At 65.7% G+C, this 23,355-nt stretch carries 17 protein-coding genes; 5 read left to right on the top strand and 12 right to left on the bottom strand.

What is annotated here, in order from left to right; all coding sequences use genetic code 11:
- The first annotated feature begins 12 nt into the window (after positions 1–12).
- Together KEC45_RS21640 and phbB are read left to right on the top strand one after the other, a co-directional pair.
- Positions 13–1,575: a DUF1963 domain-containing protein gene (locus KEC45_RS21640; RefSeq protein WP_252171291.1), complete on the top strand. Its 1,563-nt coding sequence runs from the start codon at positions 13–15 to the stop codon at positions 1,573–1,575.
- A gap of 117 nt (positions 1,576–1,692) precedes the next feature.
- A complete protein-coding gene (phbB, locus tag KEC45_RS21635) occupies positions 1,693–2,415 on the top strand; it encodes an acetoacetyl-CoA reductase (protein ID WP_062185462.1) in 723 nt (240 codons plus the stop codon).
- Between the two features lie 42 nt (positions 2,416–2,457).
- Here the strand turns inward: phbB and KEC45_RS21630 are convergent, their stop codons facing one another.
- On the bottom strand, positions 2,458–3,210 hold the full coding sequence (locus KEC45_RS21630) for a DUF4019 domain-containing protein (protein ID WP_062185464.1): 753 nt from the start codon (positions 3,208–3,210) through the stop codon (positions 2,458–2,460).
- A 215-nt stretch (positions 3,211–3,425) separates the two neighbouring features.
- Between KEC45_RS21630 and KEC45_RS21625 the strand changes: the two genes are divergently transcribed.
- The gene (locus tag KEC45_RS21625) at positions 3,426–3,671 is read left to right on the top strand and encodes a ribbon-helix-helix domain-containing protein (RefSeq protein ID WP_062185466.1); all 246 of its coding nucleotides are present in this window, start codon (positions 3,426–3,428) and stop codon (positions 3,669–3,671) included.
- Here the strand turns inward: KEC45_RS21625 and KEC45_RS21620 are convergent.
- From KEC45_RS21620 to KEC45_RS21595, 6 genes are all read right to left on the bottom strand, one after another.
- Positions 3,656–4,513: a RimK family alpha-L-glutamate ligase gene (locus KEC45_RS21620; protein ID WP_252171290.1), complete on the bottom strand. Its 858-nt coding sequence runs from the start codon at positions 4,511–4,513 to the stop codon at positions 3,656–3,658. The genes KEC45_RS21625 and KEC45_RS21620 overlap by 16 nt on opposite strands.
- 137 nt (positions 4,514–4,650) lie before the next feature.
- Positions 4,651–9,354 (bottom strand): NAD-glutamate dehydrogenase domain-containing protein, encoded by a 4,704-nt coding sequence (locus tag KEC45_RS21615; RefSeq protein ID WP_062186917.1) that lies wholly within the window; start codon positions 9,352–9,354, stop codon positions 4,651–4,653.
- A 177-nt stretch (positions 9,355–9,531) separates the two neighbouring features.
- Positions 9,532–10,863: a hypothetical protein gene (locus tag KEC45_RS21610; protein WP_238586761.1), complete on the bottom strand. Its 1,332-nt coding sequence runs from the start codon at positions 10,861–10,863 to the stop codon at positions 9,532–9,534.
- A 117-nt stretch (positions 10,864–10,980) separates the two neighbouring features.
- The gene (locus KEC45_RS21605; protein ID WP_062185472.1) at positions 10,981–11,916 is read right to left on the bottom strand and encodes an alpha/beta fold hydrolase; all 936 of its coding nucleotides are present in this window, start codon (positions 11,914–11,916) and stop codon (positions 10,981–10,983) included.
- Positions 11,913–12,722 (bottom strand): SDR family oxidoreductase, encoded by an 810-nt coding sequence (locus KEC45_RS21600; RefSeq protein ID WP_062185475.1) that lies wholly within the window; start codon positions 12,720–12,722, stop codon positions 11,913–11,915. The genes KEC45_RS21605 and KEC45_RS21600 overlap by 4 nt, the downstream gene beginning before the upstream one ends.
- A 105-nt stretch (positions 12,723–12,827) precedes the next feature.
- On the bottom strand, positions 12,828–13,730 hold the full coding sequence (locus KEC45_RS21595; protein WP_062185477.1) for a LysR family transcriptional regulator: 903 nt from the start codon (positions 13,728–13,730) through the stop codon (positions 12,828–12,830).
- Between the two features lie 270 nt (positions 13,731–14,000).
- Here KEC45_RS21595 and KEC45_RS21590 point away from each other — a divergent pair, with 270 nt between their 5' ends.
- Together KEC45_RS21590 and KEC45_RS21585 are read left to right on the top strand one after the other, a co-directional pair.
- Positions 14,001–14,441, top strand: a complete 441-nt coding sequence (locus KEC45_RS21590) for a DUF983 domain-containing protein (RefSeq protein ID WP_062185479.1) — start codon at positions 14,001–14,003, stop codon at positions 14,439–14,441.
- Positions 14,431–15,801 (top strand): PLP-dependent aminotransferase family protein, encoded by a 1,371-nt coding sequence (locus KEC45_RS21585; protein WP_193749211.1) that lies wholly within the window; start codon positions 14,431–14,433, stop codon positions 15,799–15,801. Before KEC45_RS21590 ends, KEC45_RS21585 begins: the two co-directional genes overlap by 11 nt.
- A 16-nt stretch (positions 15,802–15,817) precedes the next feature.
- On the opposite strand, the gene KEC45_RS21580 is transcribed toward KEC45_RS21585, so the two are convergent.
- The 5 genes from KEC45_RS21580 to KEC45_RS21560 form a co-directional block, all read right to left on the bottom strand.
- Positions 15,818–17,227: an efflux transporter outer membrane subunit gene (locus KEC45_RS21580; protein ID WP_062185483.1), complete on the bottom strand. Its 1,410-nt coding sequence runs from the start codon at positions 17,225–17,227 to the stop codon at positions 15,818–15,820.
- An 11-nt stretch (positions 17,228–17,238) separates the two neighbouring features.
- On the bottom strand, positions 17,239–20,433 hold the full coding sequence (locus KEC45_RS21575; protein ID WP_252171289.1) for an efflux RND transporter permease subunit: 3,195 nt from the start codon (positions 20,431–20,433) through the stop codon (positions 17,239–17,241).
- A gap of 133 nt (positions 20,434–20,566) precedes the next feature.
- Positions 20,567–21,838: an efflux RND transporter periplasmic adaptor subunit gene (locus tag KEC45_RS21570; protein WP_062185487.1), complete on the bottom strand. Its 1,272-nt coding sequence runs from the start codon at positions 21,836–21,838 to the stop codon at positions 20,567–20,569.
- A gap of 405 nt (positions 21,839–22,243) precedes the next feature.
- A complete protein-coding gene (locus KEC45_RS21565) occupies positions 22,244–22,864 on the bottom strand; it encodes a TetR/AcrR family transcriptional regulator (RefSeq protein WP_152682482.1) in 621 nt (206 codons plus the stop codon).
- Positions 22,865–22,914: 50 nt separating this feature from the next.
- A complete protein-coding gene (locus tag KEC45_RS21560; protein ID WP_062185488.1) occupies positions 22,915–23,295 on the bottom strand; it encodes an OsmC family protein in 381 nt (126 codons plus the stop codon).
- Positions 23,296–23,355 lie beyond the last annotated feature (60 nt).

Raw genomic sequence — 23,355 nt, 5'->3', positions numbered from 1 at the left:
TGGAGATTCACCATGAACGAGGTCGAATCGGCGATGCTGATGCTCGCCGGAGCCACATTGGCCTTTCTGGGAATCGCTTTCGCCATCTGGTGGTCGCGGCGCCCGCGCCCGGTCGCCGCCGCCCCGCGCGCGCCACGAGCGCCGCGTGAAATCCGTCTGCCAAAGCTCTCCCGCAAGGCCGTACCCGAATATGAGGAGGTCGAAATCTCCCCCTCGCGCCTCGCGCGGATCCGCCGCACCGACCCGCCCGAGATGCCGGACGAGAGCGGATATGAGGCCGACTCCGAACCAACGGCCGCGGTCGAGCCCGTTATCGAACCCGTCGAAGCCACGCTCGAGACGATGGCATCCGAAGTCGCGGCGGAAGCGCACCGTATGGGCAATCCCGACGCCGAAGAGGTCACGCTTCGCCTCGTCCCCCAGATCCCGCCGCGCGATGCGATCTCGACGAATAGCTGGATCGGTGGTCGCCCACACCTGCCGGCCGGGACGAATTGGCCGAAGATTGACGATCAGCCGGCAGATTTCCTGGCGCAGATCAACTGCGCCGACCTGCCGCAGCATCTGTGGGGCGGACTGGGGCCGCGCGACGGCGCGCTCGCATTCTTCATCCATCGCCGCAAATATGCCGTGAGCGTGCTTCATCTGCACGAACCGGGTCTGCCCGTTGCGCCACCCTTCACGCTCAACGACCCCGAAGGATGGTTCGCCCCCTATGGTCGCCTTGGCTCGGGCGATCTCGCTTCATATGCGGTGCGCGCCTTTCCCGAATGGCCGGTCGACCTTGTCGCCGTGCATCCGGGCGAAGCTGATCCGCGCAGCGAAAGCGATCCCGCCGAGCCCGGCGCCGCGCTTTACGACGGCGGCTACGACATCGCCGACCCAGCCTTCCACCCCTTCGACTGGGGCAGTATGACGATGATGGTCACATTGCTCGAGCAACGGCTCGACCGGCTGACGGCCGAGGCCATGCCGCCGCCGGGCGCCGCCGCCGAGCACGTCTCCGAGATGGAACAACGTGCCGCGATCAACCGCGAGGCGCGCACGCGCGCGGAAGAGATTATCGCCATTATCCGTGACAGTGCGGCGCGCGCCGATTTCTCGGCGGCCGACGCTACGGCGGTGATGGCGGGGTTGCACGCGATCCGCTGGGCCAAGGCGATCCGCTCGGTCGATCCCGAAACGGGCGCGGAACAGGTTGAGACGATCATCCTGCCCCTGACGACCCATCGCGCCGACGCGAATTTGTGGGTCCATGATTATCAGACAATCCTGTTCGATCGCGCAAAGCACGCATGGTGCGCCAATCCGGATAATCTTTCGGCACCCGCGCGCGCGCTGTTCGAACCCTGGTGGCAGGCCCTGGCCGAACGCGAAATGGCCGCGATGGGGCATCAGCCCTTTCGCCACCTGATCGACTATGACGAAGAGCGCGACGCAGTGCTGCTCGAATTGCCGACCAGCGGACTTATGAGCCGCATCTTTGGCGATCGCGACAATCTGGTCGTGACGATCGATAGGGCGAACCTTGCCGTCGGCGACTTTTCCAAAGTCCGGGCGCAGGTGAGCAGCTAGCGCCCCCCAAAGGGTTCATGCGGCTGCATAGCTTTGCGATTGACGTTCCGGTCAACTTGCGGGCTCCGGCGACGCAGCCTAATCATCGTCCCATAACTCTGTGGGAGAGCTTGATTTATGGCACGAATCGCAATCGTCACCGGCGGCAGCCGCGGCATCGGGGAAGCGATTTCACTGAAACTGCAGGAACAGGGCGTCACCGTCGTCGCCAACTATGCCGGCAATGACGAAAAGGCGCGCGAGTTCAGCGAGCGGACCGGCATCCGGGCGATGAAGTGGGACGTCGGCGATCACCAAGCATGCCTCGACAGCTGCGCGCAGATCGCGGCAGAGATCGGCGCCATCGACATCGTCGTCAACAACGCCGGCATCACCCGCGACGGCACGCTTGCCCGCATGAGCTATGACGATTGGGACGATGTGATGCGCGTCAATCTTGGCGGCTGCTTCAACATGGCGAAAGCGACCTTCGGCGGCATGGTCGAGCGCGGCTGGGGCCGCATCGTCAATATCGGTTCGATCAACGGACAGGCGGGCCAGTACGGCCAGGTCAATTATGCGGCCGCGAAATCGGGCATCCACGGCTTCACCAAGGCGCTGGCGCAGGAAGGCGCGAAGAAAGGCGTGACAGTCAACGCGATCGCGCCCGGCTATATCGACACCGACATGGTTGCCGCGGTGCCCGCGCCGGTGCTCGAAAAGATCGTCGCGAAGATTCCCGTCGGGCGCCTCGGCCAGGCCGATGAAATCGCGCGCGGCGTCGCCTTTTTGTGCAGCGAGGATGCGGGCTTCGTCACCGGGTCGACGATGAGCATCAACGGCGGCCAGCATATGTACTGACGATGGCGGGCGGCGGCTTTGCCGTCGCCCGCGAAGCTGCCCCTATTCGATCGTAACCCCGACGACGCGCCACTCCTCGCCCTCGCGAACCAGCGACAGCGTTTCGATCGCCCCTGCCTTGTTCGCATAGCTCGTCCTGAACTTTACGACCTGATAGCCATAGGGCGGCGCGGGCACATATTCTTCGCCGATCAATTCGCGGGAAACGAGCGCGCCGAGCGGCGTGCGGACCGACCGCGACACTTCGGCCCACCGGTCGCTCGTGTTGAGCGACTTGAACGCCTGTCCGGTGGCGTTCCAACTGCCGTTCCAGTCGCTTTTGTCGGTCAGGGCGAGCCACTGACGCGCCGCCTGTACCGCAGCGGTTTCACTCGCCGGTGCCTCCGAGGCTGGCTTGGGCGCGGCGGGCGCCCCGGCGGTCCCCGACAAGGACGCGAACGCAAAGAGAGCAAGGCTGATCGACATGACAATTCCTCCGGCTATCCAGCCAGTGCGGCGCGATATGCGGCGCGTCCCGGCTGGTGTCCGAAGCTCTCCCATGTCGGCCGCGACGGCCGCATCCCTGAAAGCCCTGTCCGCCAAAAATTGGGGGGTCTCCCGTTCGATCTCGCGTAGCTGCCGCGCGGCCTCACGGCTGCTCGACGCCGACATCTTGCGCCGTGCATCGCGCAGGCGTTCGTTGATCGTATGGACCGACAATCCCAGATGCCGCGCCATGGATTTCGCGTCATGGCCGTCGACCAGCAGGCGCAACGTTTCCTTTTCCTTTTCGGTGAGCGCCTGAAGTCCTGTCATGAGCCTGCCTGCATTTGTACCGGATCGGCTGGCCGGTTTACGGAAGGCCGAAATGGCCTGCCACCCCAAATAAATCGTACCTCGGCTTTGGGGATGGCCGGAACAGGAGCCGCCGGGCTGCAGCCTTGCTGTGGCGCATCAAGTCGCTACACCCGAAACATGATCGAAGCCCCGTTCGCCGCTGCCCTGATCGTTCGTCGCGGGCGTGCGCGCCGTTGAGCACGCCGCTTCACCCCCCGGTCAAACGATCGGTGACGATCGCCGGCCATCCGACCTCGATCAGCCTTGAGCCGATGTTCTGGGACGCGCTCGAAGCCGAAGCCGCGCGGCAGGGCCTGCCCATCAACGCGCTCGTCGCGCGGATCGATGTCGCGCGGATGGAAGCGGACGATCCGCCGAACCTGACCTCGGCGATCCGCCAATGGCTTTGGCGGAGCCGGCCCGGTCAGATCGCCCCATAGACCGCCGATCCGAACGCCGCGCCCTTGTCCGGTGCATGGTGGAGGAACAGCGACGGCTCGATCAGTTCGAGTTCCATGATGTGCAGCGTGCCCAGCGCGTCGCCGACCATATCGACGCGCGCGTAAACAGGCGCCGCCGGCGCCGCGGCGAGGGCCTGCGCGGCGAGCGCCTGCGCGGCGTCGCTCGCCGCGCACGCCGTCTCGCGCCCGCCGAATTGCTCCTGAACGCGAAAATCGCCCGAAGCCGGACGCTTGACGATCGCGTGGCTGAACTTGCCCGCAAAAAAGAAGAGCGAATATTCGCCCTCGGTCAGGATGCCGGGCATCAGCGGCTGGACCAGCCGCCGCGCCCCCAATGCATCGGCCGGGATCGGCGCCCCTGGCGCGATGCGATGCGTTTCGTCGGCGCCGCCCGAGATCGCCGGCTTGATCACGATTTCGTCGGTCGCCAGCTCCGACATCGCTTCGGTCAGGCTCGCGTCGTCGAGCGCATCGACCTCGACCGTCGGCACGACCGCGACGCCCTTTGCACCGAGTTCGCCAAGATAGGCCTTGTCGCTGTTCCAGCGCAGCACCGGCACCGGATTGGCAACCGGCAGGCGCGCGTCCTCCAGCCGATCGAGCAGCGCATACCAACTGGCGACATCGCGCTGATAACCCCAGGCGAACAGCGGAAGGACGAGGTCATAACCCGACAGATCGCCGGGATCGCTCCAGACCCGCTGCTCGACGATCAACCCGGCCGCCGTCAGCGCCGCCGCCTTGCGGGCAAAGGCGGGCTGCCACTTCTCGTAATAGTCGGGCGCCGGGACGAGGATCGCGACGCGGGGCTGAAACGGCATGACCTACTTCACTTTCTCAAATCCGTCATTGCGAGGAGCCGAAGGCGACGCGGCAATCCAGAGCAGGCACAAACCGCCCTGAATTGCTTCCCCCGGCTTTCGCCGGGGTCGCAATGACGGGGTAGGCAGCGGGATATTTACCGCCCCAGCAGCCCGCGCGCCTGCCCCGCAATATGCGACAGCATTGCACCGTTCGGGGTCGGGATCATCCGCGCGCGGTCGACCGTGGCGCGGAACTGCTCGACCCGCGGTGCATGGTCGGCAAGCCATTTGGTCACCGCCGCGTCGAGATCGCCTTTCGGCAGCCCGGCGAGGAAGGTCAGCCGCATTTGCTGGAAATCGCGCGCGAGGCTGTTGACGAGCAGGCGTTCCCACGGATCGGCCGGGCTCATATGCGCCGCCAGCGTCTGCGCCCAATCGAGACCCAATGCTTCGCCCAGATGGCTGAAGGCGCTGGTCACCGCGACCTCGTCGTCGCCGCGCCGTTCGGCGAGGTCGACGATGCCGATCGCGCCGTCGGTCTTGAACAGCCGCACGACCGAAGCGGTCAGCGCCTCGGGCGCGCCCGCGTCGAGCAGTTGCTGCGTCAGCATGTCCCACTGATGCTTGACCGACGGGCTGAGCAGACCGTCGACGCTGGCGTTGAGACGGTCGACACCGGGTTCGAGCCGCGCCACGACGGGTCCGGGCTGCGAGAGCGACTGCGTAACGCGCAGCAGGTCGGCCATCTGCGACGTCATCGCCGACGCGGCCTGACTGAACAGCGACAGGCGGATGCTCTCGTCGATCTTCGCTTCGTCGAGCGCGTCCCAGATCGCGGGCAGGTCGAGCAGGCGCTCTACCGCGACGAATGCCGCCGCGATATCGCCGAGCGCACAGCCCTCCTCTTCGACCAGTTCGAACGGATGGACGATGCCCATGCGGTTGATGATGCGGTTCGCGATCTTCGTTGCGATGATTTCGCGGCGAAGCTGATGGTCGGCGATCGCCTGCCCGAAATCGCGCTGCATCTCGTCAGGGAAGGCCGCGGCAAGGTCGCTGCCGAGCGCAGGATCGTTCGGCAGGTCGCTATGCTCGATTGCATCCTGCAGCGCGAGCTTGGCGGTCGAGAGCAGCACCGCGAGTTCGGGGCGCGTCAGTCCGCGCCCTTCGGCGGCGCGGCGGAGAAGCTCGTCGTTCGCAGCAAGTCCCTCGACCTTGCGATCGAGCCGGCCCGATGCCTCGAACGTCTCCATGATCCGCACGAGCGACGGCACCGCCGCCGAACCGCCCTTTTCGGCGATCGACAGCGCAAGCGCCTGCAGCCGGTTGTCCTCGAGCACCAGTTCCGAGACATTGTCCGTCATGCGCACGAGCAGCGCGTCGCGATCATCCTGCGACAGGCGCCCTTCGGCCATCTCGCGGTTCAACGCGATCTTGATATTCACCTCATTATCCGAACAATCGACGCCGGCCGAGTTGTCGATGAAGTCGGTATTGATCCGCCCACCCTTCGCCGAGAAGGCGATGCGCGCGGCCTGCGTCGTGCCGAGGTTGGCGCCCTCGCCCACCGCCTTGACGCGCAGATCCTCCGCATCGACACGCAGCGCGTCGTTCGCGGGATCGCCGACTTCGGCATTATTCTGGCTTGCCGCCTTCACATAGGTGCCGATGCCGCCGAACCAGAGGAGGTCGGCAGGCGCTTTCAGGATTGCCGAGATCAGCGAGCCAGGGTCGATTTCGCTGACCGAAAGGCCGAGCATCGCCTGCACTTCGGGGGTCAGCGTTATGCTCTTCTGGCTACGCGGGAAGATGCCGCCGCCCTTCGAGATCAGCTTCTCATTATAGTCGGCCCAGGATGAGCGCGGCAGGTTGAACATCCGCTCGCGTTCCTTCCAGCTCTTTGCCGGATCGGGATTGGGGTCGAGGAAGATGTGGCGATGGTCGAATGCTGCGGTCAACTGAATTGCCTTCGACAGCAGCATGCCGTTGCCGAACACGTCGCCCGACATGTCGCCGCAACCGACGACGCGGATCGTGTCGCTCTGCACATCGACGCCCATTTCGGCAAAGTGGCGCTGGACCGAGAGCCAGGCGCCCTTGGCGGTGATGCCCATCGCCTTGTGGTCATAGCCCTTCGATCCGCCGCTGGCGAACGCGTCGCCGAGCCAGAAGTCGCGTTCCATCGCGAGCGCATTGGCGACGTCGGAGAAGGTCGCGGTGCCCTTGTCGGCGGCGACGACGAAGTAAGGATCGTCACCGTCGTGGATCACAACGCCCTTCGGATGCACGACCTTGCCCGCGACCAGATTGTCGGTGATCGACAGCAAGGAGCGGATGAAGATGCGATAGCATTCGGTGCCCTCGGCGAACCAGGCGTCGCGGTCGAGCGACACGTCGGGCAGCGCCTTGGGATAGAAGCCGCCCTTTGCGCCGGTCGGCACGATGACGGCGTTCTTGACTCGCTGCGCCTTCATCAGCCCGAGAATTTCGGTGCGGAAGTCGTCGCGGCGGTCGGACCAGCGGAGGCCCCCGCGCGCGACCGGACCGGCGCGCAAGTGAATGCCCTCGACGCGCGGCGAATAGACCCACACTTCGCGCCAGGGCAGCGGCTTGGGCAGGCCGGGAACGAGGCTCGAATCGATCTTGAACGCCAGCGCTTCCTCGGCCGCGGGTGCGAACGCGTTGGTACGCAGCGTCGCGCTGATCACGGCGTGGAACAGGCGGAGGATGCGATCCTCGTCGATCGACTTGATGTCGGCAAAGTCGGCAAGGATTTCAGCCGCAAGCGCGTCGGCACGCTTCGCGTCGCGCGCCTTGGGGTCGTGGAGCGCGCGGAACCGTTCGATCAGCGCCGCCGTCAGCTTGGGCGCATGCCGCAGCGCGCTCACCACCGTGTCCATGCCATAGGCGGAGCCGCCCTGACGCAGATAGCGGAACCAGGCGCGCAGCCACACGATCGCGTGCGGGTCGGTCTGATTGGTCAGCACAAGCTCGTTAAAGGCGTCATTTTCGGCGCGCCCGTCGAGCACCGCCGCGATCGCGCCTTCGAGCACTTCGGCATAGGGAAGCAGCGCGAGTTCATCGACATTGGCGGGCAGCCGCAGCGTGAAATCATGGATGACGATCGACTGCTCGTCTTCGCCCTCGGCACCGGGAGCCCTGCTCTGGAGCGCGGTCGGGATTTCCTCGAGCACCTCAAACCCGAAATGTTCGAGCGCGGGTACGACGTCGGACAGCGCGAGCGGGCCGACCGCGCTATAGACTTTGAGCCGCAGCCGGTCGTCGCCGTCGAGGCTCTTGCGCGCCAGCCGCACGCTGCGCGGGTTGGCGGCGTCGAGATCGCGCAGGCGAAGGATATCGCGCGCGGCTTCCTCAGGATTATAGAGGTTGCGGTAGTTGGGCGGGAAGGTCGGCGCAAAACGCGCCGCGAGTGCCGCCGCGCGGCCGGGATCCCCGCGCTTCGCCAGCGCCGCTTCAACCTCGGGCTGCCAGCCACGCACCATCTGTTCGAGCTGGGTGTTCAGCGCCTCGGCGTCGGGTACGACCCCGCCGCTGCGCAGGTCGAGCGTATAGCGCAAGAGCGCCGCGCCGCCGTCTTCGAGCACCATCGTCCAACCGATAACGCCGGCCTTCGCCTCGCGCACCAGCAGCGATTCGACCGCAAGGCGGCGGCCGGTCGAAACTTCGTCGCGCGGCAACCAGACGAAAGCGAACAGGTGACGGCCGAGCGCACTCTGCACCATCACCACCTTCGGCCGCGGCCGGTCGGTGATCGACATAGAGGTCAGCACCAGCTCTTCGAGCGACGCCGCGTCGAACGCGATGAGCAGATCGTGCGGCAGCGCGGTCAGCGCGTGCGCGAGCGCCTTGCCCGCGTGGCCCGTGGGGTCGAAACCGAATTTCGCCATCAAGGCTTCGAGCTGCGCGCGCAGCACGGGCACCTTCGCGGGCGGCGCGGACAGCGCGGCACTGGTCCAGAGGCCGGCATGAATCGACAGGCGATCGACCTTCTTGCCCTTCACCTCGGGTACGATGACGAGGTCGAGCAGGACGCGGCGATGCACCGCCGACAAGCGGTTCGATTTGATCAGCAGCGGCGCGGTGCCGCCCTGATCGAACCAGGCGAAAGCGGCTTCGAGCGCGGCCGGCGACAGCAGTTGGCCGTCGGCGCTTTCGCTGATGCCGAGCGGGTCCTGCACCTTGCCGTCGCGCGTGCGCCATTCGTGGCCGAGCTGGGTCATCGCCCCGCCCTCGAACCAGCGGAGCAGTTCGGCCGCCTCGCCCTCGACGCGCATCGCGGCGTCGGCGAGCATCGCGGCGCGCATCGCACGCCAGTCGCGCACCGCCGCACGCACGTCGCGCAGCGCGGCCTCGAGCGCGTCGAGCAGGCGGCGACGCGCGCGTGCGTCGCCGCGTTCGAGTTCCATATAAATGACCGACTCGCGGGCCGATCCTTCACCGGCTTCCTGCAAATGCCCCTTGGCATCGCGCTTCACGGTTACGACGGGGTGGAGGATGCGGTGGACGGCCAGACCCTGCGCCGCGACGATCTGCGACGTCGAATCGACCAGGAAGGGCATGTCGTCATTGATGATGACAAGCCGCATGCGGCGGTCGGTGCCGTCGGCGGCAATCGGTTCGAGCAGCAACGACGGCGTTTCGGCCGTGCGCTCAAGCGCAGCACGCGCAGCGAACTGGCTCGCATCGGACAGCGCCGCCTTGTCCATATCGTCGCCCTCGCCCGGCAGCGCGCTGCCGGCGAGCGCGGCCAGATAGGCGGCGGCAACTTTCGGAGGAATTTTGACGGTGGAGGGGGTTGGCGTGTCCGTTTCCGGCGTGTCGGACGTATTCTGAGGCATAAAGTGCAGCATCCCGAACCAAAAGAGGGGGATCCCAGCCGACGATCGGCGGGGGTCCGTTCGCTGCGCCCCCTATGCGCCTGCGCGGCGCGCGGCTCAAGGCCTCGTTCGCGCGTCCACGCAAAAATATTTCAATTTTGAGATTGTCTGTTGCGTGAACGCTCTCAATCCGCGCCGTCAGGCGCCGGGCGTGATCGGAACCGCCCTTTTCGCAAGCTTCGCGACGAGGGTCGGATCGTCCGCCGCCTTGGCAACGATCCCGATATGGCCGCCCGGCATCGCGCGCGCGATCAGCACGACGAATTCGGCGTCGCCGGCATCATGTTCGAGGATCAGCGCCGGGTGCGCGCGGCGCAGCGCTTCGAGTTTTTCGTCCGTCCGCTCGCCGTCGTCCTGCGCCGGCTTTCGGCGCGCGCGCGCATCCTTGACCAGTCCCTTGAGCCCGCCCGGATAGCGATCGAGATAGGCTGCAAGTTCGCCCCGGCCGACGCCCTCTTCCCTGGCATGGCCCAGAACACAGGCATATTCGGCCAGCCGCGTCTTGTCATAGGCGGCGCCGAATACCAGCTTCACTACCGGCGTCATCGGCGCGCGGTCCTGTACCGCCAGTCCGGCATCGTCGAGCAGCGCGGCAAAGGCTTCGGGCTGTTCCTCGGCCGCCAGTGCGAAATCCCACGCCTTGCCCACCGCCTGATAGAGCGCACCGCGGCTCCGGCTGTCGGCAGCGATCGCGCGCTCGGCCGTTTCGCGCGCAAGCGCCAGCCAGTCCGCGAGTTCGGCATCCTGACCGGGATCGGCCGACAGTTCGTCATCGTTCGCCGGGTCGTTCGCGTCGGCGAATGGGTCGGTTCCCAGCCCGGCAAAGCCCGGCAGGACATCGGCCGCGACATCGTCGTCGAGATGCTCCGAATCGGGGCCGTCGGCCCACACGGGTACCGGCGCGGTCAGCGGCGGCGCGCTGCGCAGCGCCTGCTCGACCGAAAGCTGCAATTCCTCTGCCTGATCGGCGGGAACCGCTTCCTTCCAATTGATCACGCCCATGATGAAATCGATCGTGTCGTCGTCGGACGAGAAGGGCAGCAGGATGCCGCGGTACATGATCGTCGTACCGCGATCATTCACGAACTCGGCCTCGAATCCGATCGGCGCGCGGTTGGCGATGATCTGGAGATAATGGTCGGTCAACCGCGACAGCAGCGAGCGGCCGGGAATCTGGCTGATATAATGGACGTCCTCGTCGATCTGCGATTCGTCGCGCAGCCGTTCGCCCAGAAAGGCAATGCCGGGGTTCTCGATGCCCTGCGTGAAATCGAGCAGCACCGAATAGGGACCGAAATCGGCGCCCTCCAGATCGAGATCCTCGACGGAGGGATAGGCACGGTCGGCCAGCAGCGAAGCCCAGTAATTATAGGCCCGGACCTGCATCCGCCGTTCGTCGACTCCGACGGACGCGGGCGCATCGATCGCCCCGTCATCCTGATCATGGCTACCCGAAAGCAGGCCGCGCATGCTGTCCATCATTTGTCCCCAGTCGCAAACATCGGTAAATCTTATGCACCGGGACTGGTAAAAGCGGCGTAAACGATGGCTACGGCGACGCGCGATCCCGCGCGCCGCCGCATTCGCCTATCGAAAGGCAGACCGGACTTCCCCGGCGGCACCCTGCGGGTCCTGAAGGTGCGGATAATGTCCGATGCCTGGCAAGAGACGGAATGAGGCGCCGATGCGCTGGGCCAGTTCGGCTCCCAACGCGTGATTTATGAAGACGTCCTTCTCACCCCACATGACCTTCACCGGGGTCTTCAGCCGCCCGATATTGGCCTCGAAATCATTCTGATCGCGGCTGAAGTGCGAATAATAATGATAGAAGGCATCGGCGGAGGTCATGGCGCCCTGCCCCCATCCCCGGCGCCGGTCTTCCTGATAGGCTTGCGGCACCCCGAACTGCGCTTCGGGCGCAAGGCCGCGCCGGGTCGAATTCTCGAAAATCTCGTCGCGCGCCTGATTGAACTGTATCCGCGCGGCCTCCGCCGTTTCGGGCGATTTCAACTGCTGTAATCTTTCCTGCATATGCTGCGGCCGATCGAACGGCGCGAAATCGCCGACGATGATCGTGCGAGCAATGTCGGGATCGTCGAGCGCGGCGAGCAGCGCGGGCAGCGCCCCGATATCGGTCGCATAGATCGTCAATTTCGACCGATCGATCCCCGCCTTCGCGATATAGGCTTTCAGGACACGGGCATAATCGCGCGGCGCATAGGCGAACTCGCTGGCCGCGGGGCGCGACGATTGCCCATAGCCCGGCCAATCGAACGCATGGACCTCATAATCGTCGGCGAGCGCCGCCGACATGTCCTGCCAGACATATAATGTTTCGGGGAAGCCGTGGAGCAGGAGCACCGTCCCTTTCGGGTTGGGATTATGGACGACCATATGTCGGAGCGTGATCGCGGGGTCGACTTCGATAAAGCCGACCGCTGCCTTCGCCGGTTCGCCGGCGAGGACGGGCGCGGAGCCGATAGTGAGGGCCGCGGCGAGCGCGGCGCGGACGACCCGGTTCATGCCGCCACCCCTTCACGAACCGCATAGCGCGGTGCGGGCGTATCGGTCGACAGCTCGGCCGCCATCGCCTGCCGTGCCGCCTCGAAGGTCTCCCATCGGCTTTCGTCATGGAGACCGGGGATCGTGACAAATTCTTCGCGTGCAAGGCCCGCGAGCGCGGCATCGACCATATCGTCGGCGCGCATGACGATCTCGCCGGGCAGATGCTCGACGGGTGTACCCGCGATGCTCCAGAAATCGGTCGCGGTGGCGCCGGGGAGCACGACCTGGATCTGAACCCCGGTGCCCGCGAGTTCGTGACGCAGATTCTGGCTGAAGGCGAGGACAAAGGCCTTGGTTCCGCCATAAACGCCATTCAGCACTTCGGGCGCCACCGCGACGATCGAGGCGATGTTGACGATCGTGCCGTGCCCGCGTCCGGCAAAGGCCGGGACCGCCGCATAGCTGAGGCGCATCAGCGCGTTGACGTTGAGCGACACCATCGCGCTCATCGCGTCGACGTCGGCTTCCAGCGCCTGTGCGGTCGATCCGATGCCGGCATTGTTGACGAGCATGGTGATACCCCCATCGCTCGCGAGCCGATCCTCGATGGCCCGCAGATCGTGCGGGTTGCCAAGATCGGCGGTGACGGTTTCGATCTTGCGGCCGGTGGCCTCGCGGATCGCCTCGGCCACCCCGCCGAGCTTGTCGGCGCTGCGCGCAACAAGGATCAAATCATAGCCCTGCCGCGCGAGACGATCGGCGTAAAGCGCACCGATTCCGCTCGATGCTCCGGTGATGAGGGCGATGCCCTTTGCTTCGTTCATGATGCTTCCTTTCCAGGTAAATCGGGAATGGAAGCGATGTAACGGGTGCGGCAGAGCGCCAGTAGACGCCCGATCCGGGAGCCAGCCTCTCGTCCGCCGATAGGGTCAGCCGGTCCCGAAGCCGTCGCAGGCGGCACGTAGGCGTGGCGCCGCCCAGTCGATGAAGCTGCGCACCTTCAGGGGCAGCAGGCCCTGCCGCGGATAGACGATATGCACCGGCCGCGGCGGATCGGGATAATCGATCAGGATCGGCACGAGCGCGCCGGACGCGATTTCGCCGGTCAGTTGATAGTCGAAAAGCCGTGCGATCCCCATTCCGGCGAGCGCGGCCGCCAGATTGCTCGCGGCGGTGTTGACCGCGACGCGCGGGCGCGGCGTGACAATCCGTTCCTCGCCATCGACGGTGAAGGTCCAGAATATCGGCTTTGGCCCGAACGCCACGCCGTCATGCCCCGCCAGCTCGTCCGGATGCCGCGGTATGCCGCGCCGTTCAAGATAGGCGGGGCTGGCGCAGCTGATCAGCCGGAACGCGCCCGCCTTTACCGCATAGAGGCCGCTATCGGCGAGATGACCTAGGCGGATTGCCACGTCGACATGTTCCTCGACCATCGGAACGATGCGGTCGGACGTCACGAGCTTCAGCGTGACCTCGGGAAATTCCTCGATGAAGGCGAGCGCAATCGGCACGACGTGGCGCGCGCCGAACTCGACCGGCATCGTGATTGCCAGTTCGCCGCGCGGTGCCTGATATTCGCCCGACGCGCGCCGCTCGGCCTCGTCGACATCGGCGATGATGCGCCGCGCCGCCTCGACATAGTCGCGCCCCGCGTCGGTGAGCTGGATATTGCGGCTCGTCCGAACGAGCAGATTGGTGCCGAGATGGCGTTCAAGATCGGCGACCTTGCGGCTGACGCTGGGCAGCGGTGCGCCGAGCTTGCGGCTGCCCGCCGACAGGCTGCCGGCATCGACGACCGCCAAAATCACCCGCATTGCGTCGAGACGATCCATCCGCCCTCCGTTCCACCCACCCGCTTTAATCCCATTCGGCCGCGCGACATAGCCGGCGAGATTGTCCGGCAAAATACCCCGCAACCGTCGCCGTTGGGTCGGTATTGCCAAATTATGCATGGATTATATTGTTCAGATAGCCATGCTAAAATTGGGATCTCGTTATATAATAGATATATTTCAATTACTTGATTGAATTCTTCAATTTTCTCGGTCCTGAACCTATGTCCGCTTTGCATGGCATTGGCTATGCGTCGATTGGAGTCGGATATGACAAGCGGCGATCTCGGAAACGAAAAACTGCGCTGGATTCTGTGGTCGGGCTGGCATGGCAAATGCCCCGAATGCGGCAAGGGTCGCATGTTCCGCTCGTGGCTCAAGCTGGCCGACCGGTGCGAGAATTGCGGGCTGGATTTCAGCTTTGCCGCGCCTGACGACGGCCCGGCCTTTTTCTCGCAGTGCATCGTCGCCTTTCCGCTCACCTTCGTGATCGTATGGTTGCAGATCGCCTACAGCCCGCCGCTCTGGATTCACCTCGTCTTCTCGATCCCGATCATGGTCATCGGGTGCGTGCTCCCGCTGCGCCCGATCAAGGGCTGGCTGGTCGCCTCGCAATATGTGAACAAGGCACAGGAATCGGGAACCGAGCATCTGTGGGCAAAGCTGAATGCGCGCGAAAGGCACGAAGCGGACGAACGGCATGGCGGCTGACGCCTGGACGCCCGATATCGCGGGTGCCGCAGGACCCAAATATAAGGCGGTGACGGGCGCGATCGCCGCCGCCGTGGCGCGCGGCGAACTCCATCAAGGCGACCGCCTGCCGCCGCAGCGCGAGCTTGCAGCGCGGCTCGGCATCGACCTGACGACCGTTACCAAGGCCTATGATCTGGCACGGCAACGCGGCTTGATCGTCGCGCGCGGACGCGCCGGCAGCTTTATCAGCGATGCGGTGCGGACGGGGGAGATAGCCACCACCGCACAAAATGACATCGCAATGAACAGCCCGCCGGTCGCCGCCGAATCGCGGCTTGCCGAAGCCATGGCCTCGGCACTCGGAACGTTGACGCAGGGCGGCGGCGTCGCCCGCCTTCACTATCAGCGCCCCGGCGGCGCCGCGGCCGACCGCGAAAGCGGCGCCGAACTGCTGATGCGCCTTGGCCTGTCGTCCGACCCCGAACAGATCGTCGTCACCGCGGGTGCGCAGAACGGACTTCATGCCATTGCGTCGACCATCCTTAGGCCCGGCGACCGCATCGCGTGCGGGCTCTATTCCTATCCGGGGTTTCGCGCTGTCGCCCGCCGGATCGGCGCCCACCTCGTCCCGCTGGCCGAAATGACCGTCGAAGCGATCGAGGCAGCGCATGCCGATGCGCCTCTGCGTGCGCTCTATGTCGTGCCGACGAACGACAATCCGACCGCCGCGACGATCGCGCTCGAAGGCCGCAAAGCCATCGCGGGCTGGGCGCATGATACCGGCGTGCAGATCATCGAAGACGATGCCTACGGCCTGCTTCCCGATGCACCGCTTCCCGCGATCACAAGTTTCGCGCCCGGCAACGGCTGGTACATTGCGAGCATGGCGAAGGTCGTGTCGCCCGCACTGCGCGTCGGCTTTGTCCGCGCGCCAGGCGTCGCCGAGGCCATGCAAATTTCATCATTCCAGCACGAAAGCGCCGTGATGGCACCGCCGCTCAATGCCGCGATGATATCGCTGTGGTTGACCGACGGCACGTTCGACACGCTCGTCGACGCGGTGCGCAAGGAAGCCGCCTGGCGGCAAAAGCTCGCCCGGACCGTGCTCGGCGAGGGGCACCATAACGCACACCCGCAGGGCTATCATCTCTGGCTGCCGCTGGCCGATGATATTAACCCCGATACGCTCGCCGCCGCGCTGGCGCTCGACGGACTGTCGGCGGTGCCTTCGGACCGGTTCGCGGTGGCGCCCGATGCGCCGGCGGCGATGCGTATCTCGCTCGGGGGAACGATCGATCGCCGGAACCTGTCGCGCGCGCTGCACCGGCTCGCCGCGCAGCTCTGGACACCCGGCAGCGCGGCGAACAACATCGTCTGACCCCCAGGGCCCGACCCTAGGTCGACCAGCCGCCCGCGAGCGCGCGGAACAATGCGATCTGGCGCCGCGAAATCTGACCGTCCTGCGCGGCGAGCACGGCTTCGGTCTCAGCGAAAGTCCGTTCGGCGTCGAGCCATTCGAGCGAATCCGATGCGCCTTCCTGCCGCTTCGCGCGCACGATACGCGCCGCGCGTTCGGCCTGATCGCGTGCGGCCCGCAGCGCTTGCCTTTGTTCGAGCGAACGCGCGTAGGACGACAGCGCGGTTTCGGTTTCCTCGAGCGCGCGGAGCACCGTGCCGTCGAATTCCGCCAGCGAGGCCTGCGTGTCCGCTTCGGCGGCGGCGATGCGCGCGCGCGCGGGCTCCTGATTCGGGAAGGCCCAGTTGAGCAGCGGGCCGAGCAACCAGCGGACCGGGCCGCCGCCGAATATGTCACCAAAGCCGGAGCCGGTCGAACCGGCCGAACCGCCAAGCGTGATGCGCGGGTAAAGATCCGCCGTCGCGACGCCGATACGCGCCGTATCGGCGGCAAGGCGGCGCTCGGCGGCGCGAATATCGGGACGGCGCTTCAGCAGCGCCGCCCCATCACCGACTGGGATCGGGTCGGTGATCTCGAGGCTGATGTTGCGGTCCGCCGCGATGGGGGGGAGCGCAGCGGGGGCACGACCGGTCAGAGTCGCGAGGCGGAATAACGCCGCCTGCCGCTCGGCCTCGATGGAGGGTATGTCCGCCGAACGCTGGTCGCGCAGCGTCGTAATGCGCGCGAGGTCGAGCCCCGTCGCCATCCCGACCTCTTTGCGGCGTTCGGTAAGCTTTACCTGCTGATCGAGCAGGCTGACGATGCGCCGTGCGACGTCCAGACGGGCGGCGCCCGAGGCGGCATCGGCATAGGCTTGCGTCGTATCGGCGGCGACGATCACCCGCACCGCGTCGGCATTGGCCTCGGCAGCGGCGGCGTCGCCGCGCGCGGCCTCGATCGAGCGGCTGACGCGGCCGAACAGGTCGACCTCGTACGAAACGTTGATCCCGACATCGACCGCCCAATCCTCGCGGTCGGCGCCGGGAAGGCGCTGACCTTCGGGGCTGCGGCCGTAGTTGGCGCCGGCGCCGATCTCACCCTGCGGCAGCCGGTCAGCGCGCGCACCGCGCAGCGATGCGCGGGCGCGGGCGATATTCGCGACCGCGACGCGCACATCGGTGTTGTTGGCGAGCGCATCGCCGACGAGCCCGTCGAGGACGGGATCGTCGTAGAGCCGCCACCAGTCGCCCGCGACGGGCGCGAGCGATACTGCGGGACTGTTCGCCGAGACGAACGGCCCGGTGGCGACGGGCGCCGACGCGGATTGCGGCGCCTTATAGTCGGGGCCGACGGCGCAGGCGGCAAGCGCCAGGGCCGAGGCGGCGGTTAGGATGTTACGAAGGATCATGATCTTGTTCCTTATTCCGCCGGAACCGGCAGCGCGGCCCCGTGGTCGTCCGATCCGCCGCGCCGCGCCCGCCGCTCGGCTGACCATAGGCTGAGCGAGCGCGCGACGACGTAGAAGGTCGGGGTGAAGATGAGGCCGAACGCCGTCACGCCGAGCATGCCGAAGAAGACCGCGGTACCCAGCGCCTGGCGCAGTTCCGCCCCCGCCCCGCTCGCGATCAACAGCGGCACGGCGCCGAGGATGAAGGCGAAGCTGGTCATCAGGATCGGGCGCAGACGGTCGCGTGCGGCACGCACCGCGGCTTCGATCGGCGACAAGCCATCTTCTTCTTCGGCCTGCTTGGCGAATTCGACGATGAGGATCGCATTCTTCGCCGCGAGCGCGATGAGCACGACGAGCCCGATCTGCGTCAGCACATTATTGTCCATGCCGCGCAGATTCACGCCGACCATCGCCGCGAGCAGACACATGGGCACGATGAAGATGATCGCCAGCGGCAGCATCAGGCTCTCATATTGCGCCGCGAGCACGAGGAAGACGAAGACCACTGCAAGCGCAAAGACGATCCCCGCGGTGTTCGCCGCCGCCTTTTGCTGGAAGGCGATGCCCGTCCATTCGGTGCCATAACCCGCCGGCAGATTATCGGCGGCGAGCTTTTCCATCGTCGTCAACGACGCACCCGAAGACGACCCCGGCGCGGTATCGCCGTCGATCTCGACTGCCGGGAACAGGTTGTAACGCGTGACGCGGTACGGCCCCGTGCGGTCCTCGAAATTCGCGACCGACCCGATCGGCACCATCGCGCCCGAATCGGACCGCGTGCGAAGGTTCGCGATATCTGCGACGGTCTGGCGATAGGGCGCATCAGCCTGTGCGGTAACGCGATAGGTGCGGCCGAGCAGGTTGAAGTCGTTCACGAACGCCGAGCCGAGATAGACCTGCAACGCTTCGAACACACGTTCGGGCGGCACCCCGAGCGCATTCGCCTTCGCACGGTCGATATCGGCAAAGACGCGCGGGTTCGACGGATCGAAGAAGGTGAAGACGTTCGCGAGGCCCGGGGTCTGGTTCGCCTTGCCAATCAGATTGTTCGTCTCGTTCGCGAGCGCGGCATAGCCGTTCCCGCCGCGATCCTGCACGATCATCCGGTAGCCACCCGCCGAACCGATGCCCTGGATCAGCGGCGGCGGGATCACGACGATCTGCGCCTCGGTGATGTCGGCGGTGTTCGCCCGCGCCTGATTCATGATGTCCTCGAAATTGACGCCGAGCTTCCCGCGTTCCTCGAACGACTTGAGCGGGAAGTATGCGGCAGCCGAGTTCGGCGCGAGCGTCTGCGACGGGCCATCGAAGCCCGCGAGCATCACCGAGCCGAGAACGCCTTCGACCGGCAGGACGCGCGCCGCGACCTTTTTCAGCACCGCGTCGGTGCGTTCGACCGAGGCGCCTGAAGGCAGCTTGGCGACGACGAGGAAATAGCCCTGATCCTGTGCGGGGATAAAGCCGGTCGGCGTAGCCCAGAACAGGCCGGCCGTCGCGGCGATCAGCCCGGCATAGGTGACCATCATCTTCTTCGGCGCGCGCACCAGCCGATCGGTGAGCCGCGCATAGCCGTTGCTCAGCCGCTCGAAACCCTCGTTGAAGCGTTCGCCGGCGCGGTGGATGCGTGCCATCAGCCATCCGTCGGCCTGCGCCGGGGCGTGCGGCTTGAGCAGGATCGCCGCAAGTGCTGGCGACAGGGTGAGCGACAGGACGAGCGAGATGATCGTCGCGGTCGAGATGGTCACCGCGAACTGCTGATAGAAGGCGCCGTACAGGCCGGTCAGGAACAGGGTCGGCACGAACACGGCGCAGAGCACCAGCACGATCGCGACCAGCGCGCCCGATACCTCGTCCATCGATGTGCGCGCGGCTTCGAGCGCGCTCATGCCCTTTTCGAGATTGCGCTCGACATTCTCGACGACGACGATCGCGTCGTCGACGACGATGCCGATCGCAAGCACCAGCCCGAAGAGGGAGAGGTTGTTGAGGCTGTAGCCGAACGCCGCGAGCACCACGAAGGTCCCGATCAACGATACCGGGATCGCGAGTACCGGAATGATCGCTGCGCGCCATTTCTGAAGGAACACGAGAATCACGATGACGACCAGGAACACCGCCTCGATCAGCGTTTCCATCACGGCGTCGATCGACTGGGCGATGAACTCGGTGGGGTTGTAGATGACCCGATATTCCAGGCCCTTGGGGAAATTCTTCGACGACGACGCCATTTCGGCCTCGACGGCTTCAGCGGCGGCGAGCGCGTTCGAGCCGGGGCGCTGGAACACCGCCATGATGACCGTGGGATCGCCCGAGAGATAGGTGTTGCTGTTATAATCCGACGCGCCGAGTTCGACGCGCGCGACGTCCGACACGCGGACCTGCCGCCCGTCCGCATCGCTGCGGATGACGATATTCGCGAAATCCTTGGGATCGGTAAGGCGGCCCTGCGTTTCGACGTTGAGCTGGAAGTCGCTGCCATTTGCATAAGGCGGCTGGCCGAGCGTCCCCGCCGCGACCTGCACATTTTCGCGGCGCAGTGCGGCGACGATCTCACCCGCGGTCAGGTCGAGCGCGGCGGCGCGGCCGGGATCGATCCACACGCGCATCGCATAGTCGCGCGCACCGAACAGGCGCACGTCGCCGACGCCGTCGATGCGGCTCAAACGGTCGCGGAGCTGGGTCAGCGCATAGTTGGAGATATAGGCGCGATCGAGCGACTTGTCGGGCGAGACGAGGTTCACAACCATCAGGAAGTCGGGCGAGGTCTTGCGTGTCACCACGCCCAGCCGCTGCACCGTTTCGGGCAGGCGCGGCGTCGCGATCGCGACGCGGTTCTGCACCAGCACCTGCGCGGCATCGAGGTCGGTGCCGATCTTGAAAGTCACGGTGATCGTGACGACGCCGTCGCCGGTCGACTGGCTGCTCATATAAAGCATATTGTCGACGCCGTTGATTTCCTGTTCGATCGGCGCCGCGACCGTGTCAGCGACGGTTTCGGCCGACGCGCCCGGATAGGTTGCGGTCACGGTCACCGTCGGCGGGACGATGTCGGGATATTGCGACACGGGCAGGCCGATATAGGCGACCGCGCCGACGATGGTGATGATAACGGCGAGCACGGCGGCGAAGATCGGCCGGTCGATGAAAAAGCGTGATAGGCGCATGGGAGAGCCCCTGTCTGAAATTTGGCCTTCGGTAACGCGAGCGCTTCCATCATCCCGACACAGGCCGGGATCTCGACGTCAGCAAATCAACGCACCTTTGAGACCCCGGCTTGCGCCGGGATGACGAGTTTAATTATTTTGCGAACGTCGCCTGCGCCGACACCGGTTCAGCGGCTGCGGCCGCACCTTGCTTCGGTGCCGCTGCGGCGATCTTGCCGACCTTGGTTACTGCCTTGGTACCCGGGCGGGCGAACTGATAGCCGTTGATGACGATCTGGTCGGTCGGCGTCAGGCCCGAACGGATGACGCGCAGGCCATCGACTTCGGGGCCGATCTCGACCGGCTTTGCCGCGACCATCCCGTCCTTGCCGACGACATAGACGATCTTGCGCGCCTGGTCGGTCTGCACCGCGGCAGCCGGGACCAGCAGCGCACGCGCCGTCTGGCCGGTCGAAAGGCGCATATTGCCGAACATGCCGGGGGTCAGGAACATCTCGGGGTTGCGGAAGCTGGCGCGGGCGCGGATCGTGCCCGAACGCGGGTCGAGGCCGTTGTCGGTAAAATCGAGCTGGCCCTTCCAGCGATAGTCGCTTTCATCCTGCAGGCGGACTTCGACCGCCGCTCCCTTGTCGCCACCCTCGCGCTTGGTCTTGAGGAACAAGGCCTCCGAACCCTGGAAGGTGAAATATACGGGGTCGAGCGCGTTGATCGTGGTCAGCAACGTGCCGCCGGCGTCACCCGCAGACACAAGGTTTCCCGCGTCGATCTGGCGGTCCGAGATGCGACCGCTCAGCGGTGCACGCACGGTGGTGAATTCGACATCGAGCGCGCGTGCGGCGATGCGGGCATCGGCGCCAGCCAGTGCCGCGTTGGCCGCATTGACACGGGCGCGCAGCCGATCGATCTCGCTCTGCGACACCGCCTCGACATCGACGAGACGGCTTGCACGTTCGAGTTCGAGCCGTGCGAGCGCGAGATCGCTACGCGCGCTCGCCGCCGAAGCGCGTGCTTCGGAAAGCGCGGCGCGATAGGGACGCGGATCGATGGTGAAGAGCGGCTGTCCCTGGCGGACGATCTGGCCGTCGGTGAAGTGGATGCCGGTGATCGCACCCGAAACGCGCGGACGCACCTCGACTGCCTTCGATGCCTCGAAGCGCCCGATATATTCGTCCCACAAGGTTACGTCGCGCGCGAGCGGCGCGGCGACAGTGAGGACGGGTGCAGGCGCGGCAGCAGCGGGCGGCGCACCATCGCGGAGCAGCCACCAGGCGCCGACGATCAGGACCAGAAACGCGCCGACCCATGCGGCGCGGCGGCCGCGGGCGGGATGGAGCAAGGTTTTGAGTTCGCGGCGGACCTTCGCATCGGCGGGGTCGAGCTTTTCGATCGGGGTGTGGACGGTCATGAATATGCCCTCTTCTATTCGTTCGTTTCGGTCGCCCGCGCCCCGCTGAAAGAGCGAGGGCGCAGAAATCCTGTGCCGGAAGCGCGTGCTTCCGGCCGGTGACTTGATGGTCCTTGTCGCCAGAGGGCCCTCTTCGAAGAGGACGGCCACCCTGTCCCGCCGCACGCAAGGATGCGCGCGCGAGGTCCCTGTTTATGTCTTGCGGACGAACGCCAGCAGGCGCCAGACCGGAACAGGACGCGTTCCCGGGTTACTGATCGGTGATGATGGTTCCGGCCGCCGCACGATCTTTGTCCTGCGGCGGCCGGCCCGGGGGGAGAGCCCTATCTTTGTATACTGAGTGGTATATAAGTCTTGCTGCGCTGCGTCAAGACCATTCTGTACCGGGCAGTAAAAATAATTCTATCAGCGCCCCGGCCACAGCTTCAGGCTGGTTTCGACCAGCCGTTCAAGTTCGGCGCGCGTCGCGCCGGCGCCGGCCTGCACCGACATGCCCTGATTGACTGCGGTCAGGAACGCAGCGAGTCCTTCGGCGTCGGTATCGGGCGGGAAGTCGCCTTCTTCCTTGGCGCGCGCGAAGCGTTCGAGCATCGCGCGCTTCGCCGCGGCGCCGCGTTCGAGCACGGCCTGACGAATGCATTCGGCCTCCGCACCGCACGCGACCGATGTAATCACGCCCAGGCAGCCGTTTGGATTCTCCGGACAGGTATACATGTCGAGTGCGCCGTACATCAGCCGCTCGGCAACACCGCGCGCGGTCGGCGCTTCGAGCGCCGCGCGCATATAATCGGCCTTTTCGCGCTCATAGAGGTCGAGCGCCTTGTTGAAGAGCGCCTCCTTGTTGCCGAATGCGGCATAAAGGCTGGGCTTCGTTATCCCCATCGCCTCGGTGAGGTCGGCCATCGAGGCGCCCTCATAGCCCTTCGACCAGAAGACGCGCAGCGCCGACGCCAAGGCCATATCGACGCAAAATTCGCGCGGACGGCCCTTATGCGGAGCGGCGACGGTGGCAGTTTCGATTTCCATAACGGCTGGTATATAAGTGGTAGATCGCAACTTGTCCAGTGGCGCGCCCGTCAGGCGAGCCGCGTATCGATCGGCAGGCCATTCTTGAGCGTCAGCGTAACCGGCGTCCGCTCGGCGATATCGGCCAGACGGGCCTTCTGTTCGTCGTCGAGCCCCGCAATCGCCAGCACCCGGTCGACCCGAAGGCCGTCCTTGCTCAGCAATCGCAGGCCCACGTCGACCGATTCGAGCGGCCAGCCTTTGCGGTCGGCGTACATGCGGAGTGTAATCGCTGTACAGGCGCCAAGACCGGCGAGCAGGAAGTCATAGGGCGCGGGTCCCTCATTCTTTCCGCCAAGCCCCGGCCCTTCGTCGCCGATCAGGTCATGGCCGCTGACGTTGATCTCGGTGCGATAATGATCCTTGCCGATACGCGCGGTTCCGTGAGCCATGACGATCCTTTCTGGCGATGGGGTCGCCATCCCTATTCCGTGTTACGGCGAAACGACAAG

The organism is Sphingopyxis sp. USTB-05, assembly GCF_023822045.1.
In the GTDB taxonomy this organism is placed as follows: Bacteria; Pseudomonadota; Alphaproteobacteria; order Sphingomonadales; family Sphingomonadaceae; genus Sphingopyxis.
The sequence above is the reverse complement of the archived record's forward strand: the minus strand, read 5'-3'. Positions and strand labels throughout refer to the sequence as shown.